13 protein-coding genes are annotated in these 15,926 nt (G+C 65.1%); 11 read left to right on the top strand and 2 right to left on the bottom strand.

Going from position 1 to position 15,926, the window contains the following annotated elements:
• Positions 1-14: 14 nt before the first annotated feature.
• Positions 15-494: a hypothetical protein gene (locus tag M2337_RS01835; protein ID WP_264571469.1), complete on the bottom strand. Its 480-nt coding sequence runs from the start codon at positions 492-494 to the stop codon at positions 15-17.
• Between the two features lie 139 nt (positions 495-633).
• Between M2337_RS01835 and M2337_RS01830 the strand changes: the two genes are divergently transcribed.
• The 3 genes from M2337_RS01830 to M2337_RS01820 all read left to right on the top strand — a co-directional run bounded on the left by M2337_RS01830 (position 634) and on the right by M2337_RS01820 (position 4,802).
• The gene (locus M2337_RS01830) at positions 634-1,593 is read left to right on the top strand and encodes an NAD(P)H-dependent flavin oxidoreductase (protein WP_264571468.1); all 960 of its coding nucleotides are present in this window, start codon (positions 634-636) and stop codon (positions 1,591-1,593) included.
• A 102-nt stretch (positions 1,594-1,695) separates the two neighbouring features.
• Positions 1,696-1,998: a hypothetical protein gene (locus M2337_RS01825; protein ID WP_181560836.1), complete on the top strand. Its 303-nt coding sequence runs from the start codon at positions 1,696-1,698 to the stop codon at positions 1,996-1,998.
• A 314-nt stretch (positions 1,999-2,312) separates the two neighbouring features.
• Positions 2,313-4,802, top strand: coding sequence for a PAS domain S-box protein (locus tag M2337_RS01820; protein WP_264571467.1), 2,490 nt, complete (start codon positions 2,313-2,315; stop codon positions 4,800-4,802).
• Positions 4,803-4,818: 16 nt separating this feature from the next.
• Here the strand turns inward: M2337_RS01820 and M2337_RS01815 are convergent, their stop codons facing one another.
• Positions 4,819-5,313 (bottom strand): MarR family winged helix-turn-helix transcriptional regulator, encoded by a 495-nt coding sequence (locus M2337_RS01815; RefSeq protein ID WP_264572315.1) that lies wholly within the window; start codon positions 5,311-5,313, stop codon positions 4,819-4,821.
• Positions 5,314-5,583: 270 nt separating this feature from the next.
• Here M2337_RS01815 and ectA point away from each other — a divergent pair, with 270 nt between their 5' ends.
• The 8 genes from ectA to M2337_RS01775 all read left to right on the top strand — a co-directional run bounded on the left by ectA (position 5,584) and on the right by M2337_RS01775 (position 15,902).
• Positions 5,584-6,099 carry a diaminobutyrate acetyltransferase gene (ectA, locus tag M2337_RS01810; RefSeq protein WP_264572314.1) on the top strand — a complete coding sequence of 172 codons (516 nt, stop codon included), beginning with the start codon at positions 5,584-5,586 and terminating at the stop codon, positions 6,097-6,099.
• The gene (gene ectB / locus M2337_RS01805) at positions 6,096-7,406 is read left to right on the top strand and encodes a diaminobutyrate--2-oxoglutarate transaminase (protein WP_264571466.1); all 1,311 of its coding nucleotides are present in this window, start codon (positions 6,096-6,098) and stop codon (positions 7,404-7,406) included. Before ectA ends, ectB begins: the two co-directional genes overlap by 4 nt.
• A gap of 15 nt (positions 7,407-7,421) precedes the next feature.
• Positions 7,422-7,835, top strand: a complete 414-nt coding sequence (locus M2337_RS01800) for an ectoine synthase (RefSeq protein ID WP_264571465.1) — start codon at positions 7,422-7,424, stop codon at positions 7,833-7,835.
• A 32-nt stretch (positions 7,836-7,867) separates the two neighbouring features.
• On the top strand, positions 7,868-8,788 hold the full coding sequence (thpD, locus tag M2337_RS01795; protein WP_264571464.1) for an ectoine hydroxylase: 921 nt from the start codon (positions 7,868-7,870) through the stop codon (positions 8,786-8,788).
• Positions 8,785-10,221, top strand: a complete 1,437-nt coding sequence (locus M2337_RS01790; protein ID WP_264571463.1) for an aspartate kinase — start codon at positions 8,785-8,787, stop codon at positions 10,219-10,221. The genes thpD and M2337_RS01790 overlap by 4 nt, the downstream gene beginning before the upstream one ends.
• A gap of 22 nt (positions 10,222-10,243) precedes the next feature.
• A complete protein-coding gene (locus M2337_RS01785; RefSeq protein ID WP_264571462.1) occupies positions 10,244-11,479 on the top strand; it encodes an MFS transporter in 1,236 nt (411 codons plus the stop codon).
• Entirely contained in the window at positions 11,476-12,822 is a 1,347-nt protein-coding gene (locus M2337_RS01780) for an MFS transporter (RefSeq protein WP_264571461.1), read from the top strand. The genes M2337_RS01785 and M2337_RS01780 overlap by 4 nt, the downstream gene beginning before the upstream one ends.
• 269 nt (positions 12,823-13,091) lie before the next feature.
• The gene (locus M2337_RS01775) at positions 13,092-15,902 is read left to right on the top strand and encodes a TonB-dependent receptor plug domain-containing protein (protein WP_264571460.1); all 2,811 of its coding nucleotides are present in this window, start codon (positions 13,092-13,094) and stop codon (positions 15,900-15,902) included.
• The last annotated feature ends 24 nt before the right edge of the window (positions 15,903-15,926 follow it).

Here is a 15,926-nt window from a genome sequence, read left to right as displayed (position 1 = left end):
GCGGTGCGGCTTTGTCAGTGGCGGGACTGGATGGTCAGTGCGCGCAGGCGGGCGAGCGCCTCGCTCAGCGCGGCCTGCATCGCGGCGGAGTCCTCCTCCGTCGCATCGCTGGCGACGCGGATGGCTGCATCATCGCTTATCGGGCGGGCGCGGGGCCAGTGCGCGGCGGCCAGCGCGCTGACCTCCAGATCGCTAAGTGGCGCCGGCATGACCGCGCTGAACGACGCCCATGCGGGCAGCGCGTTGGTCTCGGTGACGAGCATGAGGGCTGGGCGGCGCGGCGTCTGCGCTGTCTCCGCCACATCCGGAGTGGCGGGCAGGTCGTCGTTCATGCGGAGGCGAGGCGCCGGCCTCGGGCTCCATGCGGAGGGTGCAGCCTGACCCTGAACCGATGCCTGCGCGCGACTCGTGCGGTCGAACAACCGCGCCAGCAAGCTCGTCACATCCGGCGCTGCCCATGTCAGACCCGCCCGCATCGTTCTTGTCTGTCCCATGCCGCTTACCCCCTTGGCCTCGATTGGCTCTGCCGTAGCGGTAGCGTGCAGATGGTAAATGAAATGGTAACGATGCGAATTTCGCCGGCATTGACGGGCGAAAGTCGCCATGTCAGGCCGGGCGGGAGAGGAGAAACTGGTGTCCGTTCCCGAGAGCCTTCGCCGTGGTTTGCGTCTGCCCGTCATCGGCGCGCCGCTGTTCATCATCTCCAATCCCGATCTGGTCATCGCGCAGTGCAAGGCGGGCATCATCGGTGCCATGCCGTCGCTGAATGCGCGCGCGCCGGACCGCCTCGAGGACTGGCTGGAGCGCATCGTCACCGAACTCGCGGCGCATGATGCTGCCCATCCCGAGGCGCCGGCCGCGCCCTTTGCCGTCAATCTCATCGTTCATCGCTCCAACCCGCGCCTGATGGAGGATCTTGCGATCTGCGCCCGCTTCAAGGTGCCGCTGATCATCACCTCGCTGGGCGCCAATGAGGAGGTGAATGCGGCGGTGAAGGCCTGGGGCGGCCTCGTCTTCCATGACGTCATCAATCAGCGCTTCGCTCACAAGGCGGTCGAAAAGGGCGCGGATGGCCTGATCCTGGTGGCGGCGGGCGCAGGCGGCCATGCCGGCAGCCAGTCGCCTTTCGCGCTGGTGGCAGAGACGCGGGCGTGGTTCGACGGGCCGATCGCCCTGTCCGGCGCCATCGCCACGGGCAGCGGCATCGCTGCCGCGCAGGCGATGGGCGCGGACTTTGCCTATATCGGCTCGGCCTTCATCGCCACGGCGGAAGCGCGGGCCAGCGCCGCCTACAAGCAGGGCATCGTGGACGGGCAGGCGGCGGACATCGTCTATTCGGATTACTTCACCGGCGTCTCGGGCAATTATCTGCGCGCGTCCATCCTCGCACAGGGGCTGGACCCGGATGCGCTGCCCGCCAGCGATCCCTCGGCGATGGACTTCGCTGCAGCGACAGGCGCCAAGGCGTGGAAGGACATTTGGGGCGCAGGCCAGGGCATTGGCGCGGTCACCGGCGTGGTGCCGGCCGCTACACTCATCGCGCGATTCGCCGCGGAATATGAGGATGCGCGCCGCCGCCTTTGCGCATCGTGAAGGCGCGCACGGTGCGCGGGCTGTACGGCGCGCCACGCGCCCGCCGGGCAAAACACGCCATGGGCCTTGATAATCGGCGACAAACCGGCCAATGGCCCGGCCATGGACAATAGTCGCATCTTTGAAGCGATCGCGCTGCGTCGCTGTCTTTCCGCCCGCTACAACAAGCTGGCGCTCGTGCTCGCGCCGCATGTGCTCTACAAGCGCAACGACAGCTACTTCATCGATGCCATCACCATTACCCGCGACGGCGCCGAGCCGCGCGAACCCAAGGTCGGCAGCTATAATCTGGCGGGCCTGAGCGAACTGGACGTTCTTGAGACCACGTTCGATGTCCACCCGCTATTCGACCGCATGGACCCGAAATATCGGGAAAACACGCTGTTCATGATCGACGCGGACTGAGTCTGGGTGGGGCGTACGCCCTTAAGACTTCTTCCCGTCCAAGCTCATCTGAGTCGGATGACGCCGCAGCGCCCGCCATTTTTGGCGCCTCTGCATTCCAAGACGCCCCGAGATTTCTGCTGTTTGTAGCCTGTTCCCTGTTTCAGAGCGGGCACAGGCTAGTCTTTGGGTGAAAGCGCCGAGCAGACTCTGTACAAAATGGCATTTCGCGACCGTAGGTGGTGAGATAAACCGTCAGACCTTGGCGTATCGGCGCAGATGGCAAAATCTCGCAGGCGGCCCTCGATAGGATCTCGATACGAATGCTCCAGAATATGCCTGCGCGCGCTCAACATCTGGCCTCTGGCGACCTTGCCTTCCTGGCTGGCGGGGGCGAATGCGCTGCGTTGATCCGGGACAGGGACTGGAGCGCCACGCCGCTCGGCCCGATCGAAGACTGGGCGCCGTGTCTCAAATGCGCCGTTTCGCTGCTGCTTCGCTCGCAGGTGCCGATCGTGATGTTGTGGGGCGAGGAGGGCGTCATGCTTTACAATGACGCCTATTCCGGCTTCGCGGGCGGGCGCCACCCCGAGCTTCTGGGCTCCAATGTCCGGGAAGGATGGGGCGAGGTCGCTGACTTCAATGACAATGTCATGAAGGTCGGCCTGGCCGGCAAGACGCTCCATTATCGCGACCAGGAATTAACGCTGCACCGCCACGGCCGGCCCGAGCAGGTGTGGATGGACCTCGATTATTCGCCGGTGCTCGATGAGGAGGGCCAACCGGCGGGCGTCATCTGCATTCTCGCCGAAACGACCGAACGCGTCGCGGCTGAGCGCAAGACCGCATTCCTGATGTCGCTGTCCGACGCGTTGCGTCCTCTGACCACGCCCGCCGACATCATCGCCCTGACAGCGGAGCGCCTTGGCGCGTATCTTTCGGCCAGCCGGGTGTTCTACGCGGAAATCACGAACGGCCGAATGACGGTCGAGCGCGATCATCATCGCGGTGTCGGGTCGATTGTTGGCGAACATTCGCTCGAAGCCTTCGGCCCGGATCTGCTGAACGCCTATCGCGTCGGCACGCCCGTGGTGGTGCGCGATGTGCAGGCCGACGCGCGCCTGAGCGCCGAGGCAAAGGCCGGCCTTGGCGCGCGCGAGGTCGGCGCCTTCGTGGACGTGGTGCTGTTCGAGGAGAAGCAGTGGGTGGGCCTGCTCGCGGTCCAGAATGCCACGCCGCGGGTCTGGACGGCGGAGGAAGAAACGCTCGTTCAGGAGGTGGGCGAACGCGTGAAGGTCGCTGTGGAGCGCGCGCGCTCGGAGCGGGACCGCCTGTGGACCTTGTCGCAGGATATGCTCGCGCGCGCCGATTTCACCGGCATGATGTCCGCCGTGAGCCCGGCCTGGACGCAGGTGCTGGGCTGGACCGAAGCCGAGCTTCTCACCCGTGGTTATGCGACCTTCATGCATCCCGAAGACATGCCGCCCACGCTGGAAGCCATTGAGCGCATGGCCCAAACCGGGGAGCCGACGCGGTTCGAGAACCGCATTGCGACGCGCGATGGCGGCTGGAAGCATATCGAGTGGACCGTCGCGCCGGAGCCCGATGGCGTGAACTTCGTCGCGGTCGGCCGTGACCTGAGCGAAACCAAGGCTCGCAATGCGGAACTCGAAGCGGCGCGAGAGGCGCTGCGGCAGAGCCAGAAGATGGAAGCCATCGGCCAGCTGACCGGCGGCGTCGCGCATGATTTCAACAATCTGCTGATGGCCATCACGAGCAGTCTCTCGCTGCTCGGCAAGCGGATTCCCGATGACCCCATGTCGAAGCGACTCCTCGACAATGCCCAGCAGGGCGCCGAGCGTGGCGCCGCACTGACCCAGCGCATGCTGGCCTTTGCGCGGCGGCAGGACCTCTCGCCCGAACCGGTCAACGTCTCCTTGCTGCTCGACGGGCTCAAGGAGCTGGCGCAGCGGACGCTGGGTCCGCTCTGGCCGCTCGAATTTCACGGCGTTGCGGACGGCCCCTTCATCGTCGCCGACCCCAACCAGATCGAGATGGCGCTGCTCAACCTGCTGGTGAATGCGCGCGATGCCTCACCCGATGGCGGCGCGATCCGGATCGAGACGGATACCAAGCGGATTGCGCCGGGCGAGTCGGCCGAACTGGCGCCGGGCAGCTATGTGCGCATTCTGGTCATAGACCAGGGCACGGGGATGGATGCCGAGACGCTGGCGCGGGCGACCGAGCCATTCTTCACCACCAAGGGCGTCGGCAAGGGGACGGGTCTTGGCCTGTCGATGATCCATGGCCTTGTGCGCCAGCTCGGGGGCACCTTCACCCTGACGAGCGCGCCCGGCATCGGGACGACGGCGGCGCTGTGGTTCCCCGTCTCCAGCGACGACGCCAACCGGCCCGCACGGGAGGCGGAGCCGGCGCTTTCTGCGGACGGCATGGTTCGCCCGCTCAAAATTCTCGCCGTGGACGATGATCCGCTCATCCTGATGAACACGGCGGCGTTCCTGGAAGATCTCGGCCATCAGGTGTGGGAAGCCGATTGTGCGGCCGATGCACTCAAGATCTTGCGGGACAATCCGGGCATCGACCTGCTCGTCACCGATCAGGCCATGCCGAACATGACCGGCGTGCAGCTTGCCATGCAGCTGATGGCGGAGGACATTCGCCTGCCGATCATCCTCGCCACGGGCTATGGCGAGGTGCCGACGGATAGCGGCCTCAACGTCCTCAAGCTGGGCAAGCCGTTCTCGCAGAGCGAGCTGAAGGCGGCCATCGCCCGCGCCATGGCGGAAGTTCGGCAGGCTCTGTAAGCGCCGGGATCAGCGCTCAGGATGAATGCGGCCGCGCCCGGTCGATCGGGCCGCTGTCGAGCAAAGGCGCTGCGTCGATATGTTCGGCGTCCATCAACATGGCAAGGCGCTCGGTGGCGGCGAGGACCATCGCCTGTTCCCAGACGGGCAGGGCTGAAAAGCGCTCGGTAAAGGTCGCCTGGACGGGATCGGGCGCTTCTGCGAGAGCGGTTTCTCCCGCCGCCAGAACGTGCAGATGGAACTGGCGCTTGTCGCGTTCGCTGCGCTCCCGCTGGACAAAGCCCAAGGCGGCAAGGCGGTCTACGATCGCCGTGATGGTGGCCTGGCTGAACTGCAGCGATTGGGCAATTGCGCTTGGCGTGGCGGAGGAGGCGGCGGCGATTTCCCGCAGCACCAGCAGTTGCGAGGGGGTGAGGCCCGTGGCCGTGGCGAGCTGGCGGCTGCCGATCTCCGTGGCGCGGAGAATCCGTCGCAAGGCGCGCAAAGTGGACGAAGCAATATCGAGGCTCATGCCGTGTCGATAGCGCAAGGCGCGTCCCACGCCAATTCGGCGGAACGACGGGAGCGGGCGGGCATATGCTTTATCAGATGAACTAAAATTTGCCTCTTCCGGTTGAAGTGAGCGAGATAAGTGCCATATATGGCGCCGAACGACGCTCTGCGCAGCGTCGCGTCTCAGAAAAGATAATTCGGGAGATAAACAATCTTTGATCGACAAGCTACAGCGGCTCTTGAGCCGCCAAGGGCTTCTGCGCACTTTTTAGATCGCGAGGGGCGATCTATCTCGCTTCGAAAGCCCGCCGCCACGGACGGGCCTGCCGTCAGTGCCCTGATTGCCGCATCACCGCCGCTGGATGCGAACTCCGCCTATTGCAACCTCCTGCAATGCACCGATTTCGCCGACAGCTGTGCCGTCGCGGAATGCGATGGCGCGCTGGTGGGCTGGGTGTCTGGCTATCGCGTGCCGCAATCGCCCGAGACGTTGTTCGTCTGGCAGGTGGCCATCGCCGCCGCCATGCGGGGCCATGGCCTCGCAGGCCGGATGATCGAGGCCTTGCTGGCGCGTCCGCAGCAGCATGGTGTGACCCACATCACGACCACGATCACGCAGGACAACCGCGCATCCTGGGCGCTGTTCGAAGGACTGGCGCGGCGGTGGAACGTCCCCATCGAGAAGACCGCGCGCTTTGAGCGCGAGCCACATTTTGCCGGAGCGCACGCCACCGAGTGGCAGGCGCGCCTCGGCCCGCTGCCTCATCTGGCAGCCGCAACAGAAGAAGGAACGCTGACAGCATGACCGCCAACATCTTGCCTCATCCCACGGCCCGCAAGCCCGACACCGCCATTTACGAGCGGCGGGAATCCGGCGTGCGCAGCTATGCACGCTCCATGCCGCGTCAGTTCAACCGCGCGCAGGGCGTCTGGATGCACGACAATCAGGGCGGCCGCTATCTCGACTTCCTGTCGGGCTGCTCGACGCTCAACTACGGCCACAATCATCCGGTGCTCAAAAGCGCTCTGGTCGATTATGTCGCCAGCGACGGCATCACCCATGGCCTAGACCTGCACACCGATGCGAAGGCGGATTTTCTCGCTGCGCTGGAAGAGGTCATTCTGCGCCCGCGCGGGCTGGATTATCGGGCCATGTTCACCGGGCCGACCGGTACCAATGCGGTCGAGGCGGCGATCAAGCTGGCCCGCAAGATTACCGGTCGCGAGATGGTGATCGCTTTCACCAACGGCTTCCATGGCATGACGCTGGGCGCGCTCGCCTGCACCGGCAATGCCGCCAAGCGCGGCGGCGCCGGCGTGCCGCTGAGCCATGTCGCACATGAGCCCTATGATGGCTATCATGGGCCTGACGTCGACACGGCCGAGCTGCTGGAACGGCGCCTGTCCGATCCGTCGAGCGGCCTCGATGCGCCGGCTGCCATTCTGGTGGAAACGGTGCAGGGCGAGGGCGGGCTCAATGTCGCGTCGGCGGAATGGCTGCGCAAGATCGCCGCGATCGCCAAGCGCCACGGCGCGCTGCTGATTATCGACGATATTCAGGCGGGCTGCGGGCGCACCGGCAACTTCTTCAGCTTCGAAGGCATGGGCTTCACGCCGGACATCGTGACGATGGCGAAATCGCTTTCCGGCATGGGCCTGCCCTTTGCGCTCACTCTGTTCAGCCCCGCGCTCGATCAATGGTCGCCGGGCGAGCATAATGGCACCTTCCGGGGCAACAACCATGCCTTCGTGACCGCCACCGCCGCGCTTCGCCATTTCTGGAGCGACGACACATTCCAGCAGGACATCGCCCGGCGCGGCGCACTGCTGGAGCGGCGGCTGGAGGCGATGGCCGCCGAACATGGCCTTTCCACCCGCGGTCGCGGCATGATGCGCGGCATCGATGTCGGATCGGGCGAGGTCGCCGAAACCATCACCGCCGCCTGCTTTGCGCAGGGGCTCATCATCGAAACCAGCGGTGCGCATGACGAGATCGTGAAGGTGCTCGCGCCTCTCGTGATCGAGGACGACGTGCTGTCGGCCGGCCTCGACATTCTCGAGGAGAGCATCCGGGCCGCGCTCAGCGTCCCTTATGGCGTCGCCGCAGAGTAAGAGGAGATACGCAATATGATCGTTCGCAAGCTGCAGGACATCCGCAAGACGGACCGCAACGTGAAGTCCAAGGGGTGGGAGAGCGCACGCCTCCTGCTCAAGGACGACGATATGGGCTTTTCCTTCCACGTCACCACCATGCACGCGGGTGAGGAACTGCACATGCATTACCAGAACCATCTGGAGGCAGTGCTGGTCCTCAAGGGCACCGGCACCATCGAGGATCTGGGTACCGGCGTGACGCACAAGCTCTCGCCCGGCGTCATGTACGCCCTTAACGACCATGACCGGCACATCGTGCGTCCGGAGACGGACATATTGTGTGCCTGCACCTTCAATCCGCCGGTGACCGGCAAGGAAGTCCATGACGAACATGGTGCCTATCCCGCCGACACCAGCGCCCCGCGCGAGCCCGCGCTCGCCGACTGAACCACCTTTCAACCATTAGAAGGGGGAGAAGCATGCAAGACCTCTACCCATCCCGCCACGATAGCGTGGCGGCCTTTTCGCCGCGCCTCGACCCCGTCGTTCACAGCGACTGGAGCGAGGACGCACCCATCAGCCGCGCACAGGCCGAGCGCTTCGACCGCGACGGCTATCTGGTGCTGGAAGACCTGTTTTCCGACGAGGAAGTCGCGTTCCTCCAGCGCCACGCCGGCAAGCTGCTGGCCGATCCTGATGCGCTGGAAGACGAAACGGTGATCAGCGAGCCGGGCAGCCGCGAGATCCGCTCCATCTTCCGCATCCACGCGCAAAGCCCGGTGCTCGGGCGGCTGGCCGCAGATGCGCGCCTGGCCGAGGTCGCCCGCTTCCTGCTGGGCGACGAGGTGTACATCCACCAGTCGCGGCTCAACTATAAGCCCGGTTTTCGCGGCAAGGAATTCTACTGGCACAGCGATTTCGAGACCTGGCATGTGGAAGACGGGATGCCGCGCATGCGGGCGCTGTCCATGTCCGTGCTGCTGGCCGAAAACACGCCGCATAATGGCCCGCTGATGCTGATCCCCGGATCGCATCGCCAGTTCCTCACCTGCGTCGGTGAAACGCCGCAGGACCATTATCGCCAGTCTCTCAAGAAGCAGGAATATGGCGTGCCGGACGAGGACAATCTCGCCGAGCTGGCCGACACGTTCGGCATCGTCGCGCCGACCGGCAAGCCCGGATCCGTGGTGATCTTCGACTGCAACATCATGCATGGGTCGAATGGCAACATCACGCCCTTCCCGCGCGCCAATGCCTTTCTGGTCTACAATGCCGTCTGCAACCGGCTGGTCGCGCCGTTCGGCGTCGAGACGCCGCGCCCGGCCTTCATCGCCGCGCGGGGCGAGCCGCAGGCGATCACGCCTGTGGAGGGACCGTTGATGGAGGAGGCGCTGGCATGAGCCATAGTGTAGAAAAGATCGGCGGTACATCCATGGCCGCCACGACGACTTTGTTCGACAATGTGCTGATCGCCGGCCGCAAGGGCGCCGATCTCTACAACCGCATCTTCGTCGTCTCGGCCTATGCCGGCATGACCGACCTGCTGCTGGAACACAAGAAGAGCGGCGAGCCGGGAGTCTATGCCCGCTTCGTCGCGGATGACGATGCCGATGGCTGGTGCCACGCCATGGACGCGGTGCGCGACGCGATGAAGACGCGAAACGCCGGGATGTTCGTGCGCGAAGAAAGCCTCGCCGAAGCGGACGCCTTTGTCGAGATGCGGATTGCCACAGTCGCCGCCTGCCTCGATGATCTGGCGCGGCTGCGCAGCCACGGCCGCTTCTGTCTCAAGGAGCAACTGGTAACAGTGCGCGAACTGCTGGCGGGCCTTGGCGAGGCGCACAGCGCGCATTCGACGGCGCTGCTGCTGCGCGACCGGGGAGTCAACGCCGCGTTCGTCGATCTCACCTTGTGGGACCAGCAGGACATGCGCGAACTGGACGAGCGCATTCTGCAGGCGTTCGCGTCCATCGATCTCAGCAACACGCTGCCGATCGTGACCGGCTATGCCGGGTGCAGCGAGGGCATGGTGCGGCTCTATGCCCGTGGCTATTCGGAAATGACCTTCTCGCGCATCGCAGTGCTGACCGGCGCGCGCGAAGCGGTAATCCACAAGGAATTCCACCTTTCGAGCGCCGACCCGCGCCTCGTCGGGACGGACAAGGCCCGCAAGATCGGCCGCACCAATTATGACGTGGCCGATCAGCTCGCCAATCTGGGCATGGAGGCCATTCACCCCGGCGCCGGGCGGGGCTTGCGCCAGACGGAGATCCCGCTGCGCGTGCGCAATACCTTCGACCGGGAGGATGGCGGCACGCTCATCTGCGGCAAATATGTCTCCGATACGCCGCGCGTTGAAATCGTGACCGGCGTGCGCCAGGCGCAGGCCCTGCAGTTCTTCGAGCAGGATATGGTCGGGGTGAAGGGCTATGACGCCGCGATCCTCGAGGCGTTGACCCGCCACGGCGCGTGGATCGTCAGCAAGGCCTCCAACGCCAACACGATCACCCATTATCTCTCGACGGACGCCCCAACGGTGAAGCGGGTGATCGCGGATCTGCAGCGACGCTACCCCGATGCGGCGATCTCCGCCCAGCCGGTGGCGATCGTCTCGGTGATCGGCAGCGACATCTCGCGGGCGGGGCTGCTGGCCGATGCCTTGCGCGCGCTCGCGGATGAAGGCGTGCCGATCATCGCGATGCAACACCAGATCCGCAATGTCGACGTGCAGTTCGTCGTCGCTGTTGAGGATTATGAGACCGCCGTCGGCGCTCTCCACCGCGCCTTGGTGGAGGATGACGCGGCCCTGACGGAGGACCGGCGCGCGGCGTGATCCGCGCGCTGCTCCATCCCTGATGCTCGCCGCGATCCAGCCCGTCCGCAGCCTCCTGCTCGCCATCTTCATGCTGATGGCGGGCAGTGGCTTTTTGTCGACGCTGATCAGCCTGCGGCTGGAGCGGGCCGGGGCGGGCACGATCGTGATCGGCGTGGTGGCCACGGCCTATTTCGCCGGGCTGGTCGTCGGCGCGCTGCGGGCCGGGGAGATCGTTCGCCGGGTGGGGCATATCCGCGCCTTTGCGGTGTTTGTCTCGCTGCTTTCAGCGAGCACGCTCTCTTATGCCCTGATCCAGTCCGCGCCATTCTGGGCAGGCCTGCGCCTGATCGACGGCCTGTGCGTGGCCGGGGTCTTCATCTGCCTCGAAAGCTGGCTCAACGACCGGGCGGAGATGGAGACGCGCGGCAGCATCCTCGCCGCCTATATGGTCGCGCTCTATCTCGGGCAGGCAGTGGGCCAGCTGCTGCTCGGTGCCAGTGGTACGCTGCCGGCCGCGCCGTTTCTGCTCGCGTCCATTCTCATCTCGCTGGCGATCATTCCGCTCTGCCTCACCCGCAGCAGCGCGCCGGCGCCGGTCGATGCAGAGGCCTTCACGATACGAGGACTCTACGCAGCCTCGCCGCTGGGCACGGTCGGTGCGGTGGCGACCGGCCTGATGCTCGGCGCCTTTTACGGCATGGCGGCAGTCCATGTACGGCGGCTGGGGCTGGACCTGAGCGCCACGGCCACCTTCATGATGATCGTGATCCTCGGCGGCGTGGCCCTGCAATGGCCGCTGGGCCGCCTGTCCGACCGGCTGGATCGGCGGCGCGTGATCGTCGGCTGCTTCACCGCCACGCTGGTCGTCAGCCTGATGCTCGCCATGCTGGCATCGCGCGGGCTGGACCTGCTGGTCCTCGGCGCCTTGTTCGGTGGGCTGAGCTTTGCGCTGTATCCGCTCTGCGTCGCGCACTGTAACGATCGGTTGCTGGCCGCCGAGCGCGTCGCGGCGAGCGGGCGGTTGGTTCTGCTCTACTCGGCCGGTGCTGCTGCTGGTCCGCTGGGTGCGGCACTGCTGATGAGCGCGGCGCCCGTGGGCGGCCTGTTCTTCTTCATCGCCCTGTGCGCGGGCCTGACGCTCGCTTTCGGCCTCTGGCGGCAGGCCTCGACGCCGCCTGTGCCAGCGCCGGATCAGCAGGACTTCCAGATCGTCCCGCGTACCACGCCCATGGCCTCGCTGCTGGACCCCAACACTGTCGACGGACACGCCGAATGACCGCTTCCTCGCTATCAGCCTCCCCCGACCAGCCGGTCGAGACTGCCACGCTGCGCCGCGCGATCGCGGCTTCGGCATTAGGCAACGCCACCGAATGGTTCGATTACGGCATCTATGCCTATGGGGTGACCTATATCTCGGCTGCGCTCTTCCCGGGCGATCTGGATGATGCGGTGCTGTTCGCGCTCGCGACCTTCGCCATCTCCTTTCTGGTGCGTCCGCTCGGCGGGCTGTTCTGGGGACCGCTGGGCGACCGGCTGGGGCGCAAGTCGGTGCTCGCGTTCACCATTCTGCTGATGTCGGGCGCCACGCTCGCGGTCGGGCTCATCCCGTCCTATGCCAGCATCGGCCTCTGGGCGCCCGCGCTGCTCATCCTGCTGCGGATGGTGCAGGGCTTTTCGACCGGCGGCGAATATGGCGGCGCGGCGACCTTCATGGCCGAATATGCGCCAGACAAAAGGCGCGGCTTTTACGGCAGCTTTCTCGAATTCGGCACGCTGGCGGGCTTCTCCTTCGGCGCGATCCTCATGCTCAGCTTCTCGATGCTGCTCGGGGAGGCGCAAATGTATGAATGGGGCTGGCGTATTCCGTTCCTGGTGGCGGGGCCGATGGGGCTCGTCGGCATGTATTTGCGCTCGCGCATGGAGGACACGCCAGTCTTTCGCGCCCATGAGAGCGAAGCGCGGCCTTCGGTCTCGCTCCGCCAGCTCATGCACAGCCACTGGCGCCCGATGCTGGTCGTGGGCGGACTGGTCGTCGCGCTCAATGTCGTCAACTATACGCTGCTCAGCTACATGCCGACCTATCTCGAGCGGCGCATCGGCCTCACCGCGCAACATGCGCTGATCGTCCCGATTGTCGGCATGCTGTTCATGATGCTGTTCCTGCCCTTTGCCGGCTCGCTCTCGGACCGGATCGGGCGCAAACCGATGTGGCGCTTCTCGCTCATCGGCCTGCTGGTCTGTGTTGTGCCGCTTTATCTGCTCATGGGCACGGGCTTCCTCGGCGCCACGATTGCATTCGTGCTCCTCGGCCTCCTCTATGTGCCCCAGCTGGCGACGATTTCGGCGACATTCCCGGCGCTGTTCCCAACCGCCGCGCGGTTCGCGGGCTTCGCCATCGCCTATAATGTCTCCACCTCCATCTTTGGTGGCACGGCGCCGGCCATCGGCAGCGGCCTGATCACACTGACCGGGAACGAGCTGATGCCGGCCTTCTATATGATGCTGGCCTGTCTGGTCGGGCTGCTTGCCCTGCACTTCATGCCGGAAACGGCAGGCCGCTCGCTTCACGAAGATGTTTTTGCTCGCGGTGACCGCCCCGGGAGGCCGACGCACCTTTGAGCGTTCTCGAATCGAGAATGCACCGCCAAAGCTACATGGCCTTCTGATCTGGCCCTCTCGCGCGTACCGCAGATCCTATCGCGCTCGGCCCCGACGGGAATCGTGTCGAACCCAGCTCCGCTGGTTCGGGTCTTCGTTCTGGCGATGCGCAATAAGAGCTTGAGCAGGGAGAGGATCAGATGAAAGCTATCAGCGCAGCCCGTTCGCGGTTCCATTTGGGCGTTTGCATTGCGGCAATGGTATGCCCCCTCAGCGGCGCCTTAGCGCAGGTGAGCGACGATACCGCCGAGCCGGCGACGGCCCAGGTTACGAGCGCGCAGCCGGAAGTCGCCGGCGCGGCGTCTTCTGCCGGCGCAGCGGCCGATCAGGACATCGTCGTCACCGGCTCACGCATTCAGGCGAGCGGCTTCACGGCGCCGACGCCGACCTCGGTCATCAGCACCGCGCAGATTCAGTCCGTGGCACCGACGCGGGTCGATGACGCGCTCCGCCTCATCCCGGCCTTTTCGACGACCGGCAACGGCTTTGCGCGGGCCTTGTCATCCGCGACGGTGGTTGCCGATCTGCGCAATGTCGGCGCGCAGCGCACGCTGGTGCTGGTCGATGGCCGCCGCCATGTCGCGACCGCGCCGGAGGGCACGGTCGACCTCGGCGTGATCCCGGCCATTCTCATTGAACGCACGGAAGTCGTCACCGGCGGTGCTTCGGCATCCTGGGGCTCGGACGCCGTGTCCGGCGTGATCAACCTCATTCTCAAGTCCAAACTCCAAGGCGTCGAGGGCACGGTTCAGAGCGGCATTTCGCAATATGGCGATGCCCAGAACGTGCTGGCAGGGCTGGCGGCCGGAACCAGCTTTGGCGGCGGGCGCGGCCATATTCTGATCGGCGGCGAATATTCCAAGAATGAGGGGATCGGCCAGACGCCCTATCGCCCTCGCCCCTGGGTGAGCCGTGGCGTCGCCGGCAACTCGGCTTATGCGCAAAATGGCCTGCCTGCGACCATCTACGCGGACGACGTGCGCCGCACCGATCTGTGGGAAGGTGGCTTGATCACCAGCGGCCCGCTGCGTGGCACGACCTTCCTCCCGGGGCAGCAGACCGGCCAGTTCGGCTATGGCGAAGTCTTCGGCAACCGGATGATCGGCGGCACGAGCAACTACACCGAGATCATCAATCCCGGCGGCAACCTCCAGCAGCCGGTCGAGCGCTATTCGGCGATGGCCCGCGTCTCCTATGAGGTGGTCGACAACCTCACTCTGTTCGCGGAAGGCAGCTTCGCGCGGTCGATCACCAATGGTTATTTCGCCGAGCCGCGTCAGCAGGGCTCCGTCACCGGCAACCCCACCTGTTCGGCGACCACCATTCCCGGCGGGCAGACCGGCAATGTGCTGGTGCCGATCACCAACCCCTATCTGAGCGACGACTTCCGCACGCGTGCGCTTGCCGCCGGCGTGACCTGCTTCAACTTCGGTCGCTCTCTGCGCGAGCAGGGCCTGGGCGCCGTGCGTGGACATGTCGGCTCGCCGTCGGTCTATCGCGGCGTCGTCGGCGTGGAAGGCACGCTCGGGGACTGGTCGTTCGATGCTTATTACCAATATGGCCGCAATCACTTCGTCCAGGAGTATGTCGGCCAGATCAACATGATCAATTATCGCAAGGCGATCGACGCCGTGCGCTCCGGCAGCAACATCGTTTGTCGCGTGAATGCCGATGCCAATCCGCTCAATGACGACCCGGCGTGCGCACCGCTCAATCTCTTCGGCTTTGGATCGCCCTCGCAGGAAGCCATTGCCTACATCACAGGCACGTCGCGCTTCGACCTCATCACCAAGCAGCAAGTCGCTGCGTTCAGCGCTAATGGTGCGCTGTTCGAGGGCTGGGCCGGCCCGATCAACGCCGCGTTCGGCGCGGAGTATCGCGAAGAGTCGATCGATGCGACGGTGGACGCCATTTCGCAGGCCGGCCAGTGGCAGAGCGGCGCGCGCCAGCCGATCTCCGGCAGCTACAATGTGAAGGAAGTGTTCGGCGAACTGGCGATCCCGCTGTTGAAGGATCTGCCGTTCATTCGCTCGTTCGATCTCAACCTCGCCGCGCGCTACACGGATTACAGCACATCGGGTGGCGTCACGACCTGGAAGGTCGGCGGCACGTGGGAATTGTCGAGCGAGCTGCGGCTTCGCGCCACGCGGTCCCGCGATATCCGGGCGGGCAATTTTGCCGAGCTGTTCGCGCCGACGACGGTGGCGCGCCAGAACATTCGCGATCCGCGCCGGTCGACCAACTACACGGTCGAGGTCGCATCTCTGGGCAATCCCAATCTCGATCCTGAAAAAGCCGATACGCTCACGGCGGGCATCGTCTATCAGCCCCGCTGGCTGGACGGCCTGCGTCTCTCGGTCGATTATTACGATATCGACATCAAGGGCGTGATCGGGACGATCTCGGCGAACGAGGTGCTTGAGCGCTGCTATGTCGACGGCATTTCCGACTTCTGCGGTCTTGTCACGACCTCTGGCGGTGCCCCGGCCGGCGACATCACCGGTGTGACGGTCCGCTTCGAGAATCTGGATCGCCTGAAGACCAAGGGTGTCGACTTCGAAGCCGCCTATCGCTCCTCGCTGGAGAATATCTTCGGTCAGGGTGCCGGCTCGCTCTCCATTCGCCTGCTGGGGACATATCTGGACACATTGGCCACCACGGCCGTGTCCACCGCCAGCACGGAAGAACGGGCGGGCGAATATGTGACGCCGCACTGGCGCGTGTCCGGCCTCGTTACGCATGAACTGGGCCGCCTGACGAGCACGCTGGACCTGCGCTGGCTGCAGGGCGGCAAGATCGACAATGATTTCGTTGTCGGGACTGGCACGCTGAACAGCATCAACTTCAACGATACGAAGAACACCTTCTACACCAACGCGACGTTCACGGTCGATGTCTCGCGGGACGCCGATCGGAGCCGGGAGATGTTCATTCGCCTGAACAATATCTTCAATGTCGCGCCGCCCTTCCCGGACCAGGCATCGCCCTTGTTCGATCAGGTCGGGCGCGCATTCCGCGTCGGCCTGCGGTTCAAGATGTAAGGGCGCCCGCGCTTCACCAACACT

The sequence above is a fragment of the Sphingobium sp. B2D3A genome (genome assembly GCF_025961795.1).
Lineage (GTDB): Bacteria > Pseudomonadota > Alphaproteobacteria > Sphingomonadales > Sphingomonadaceae > Sphingobium.
This window is presented reverse-complemented; position numbering and strand designations above follow the sequence as displayed.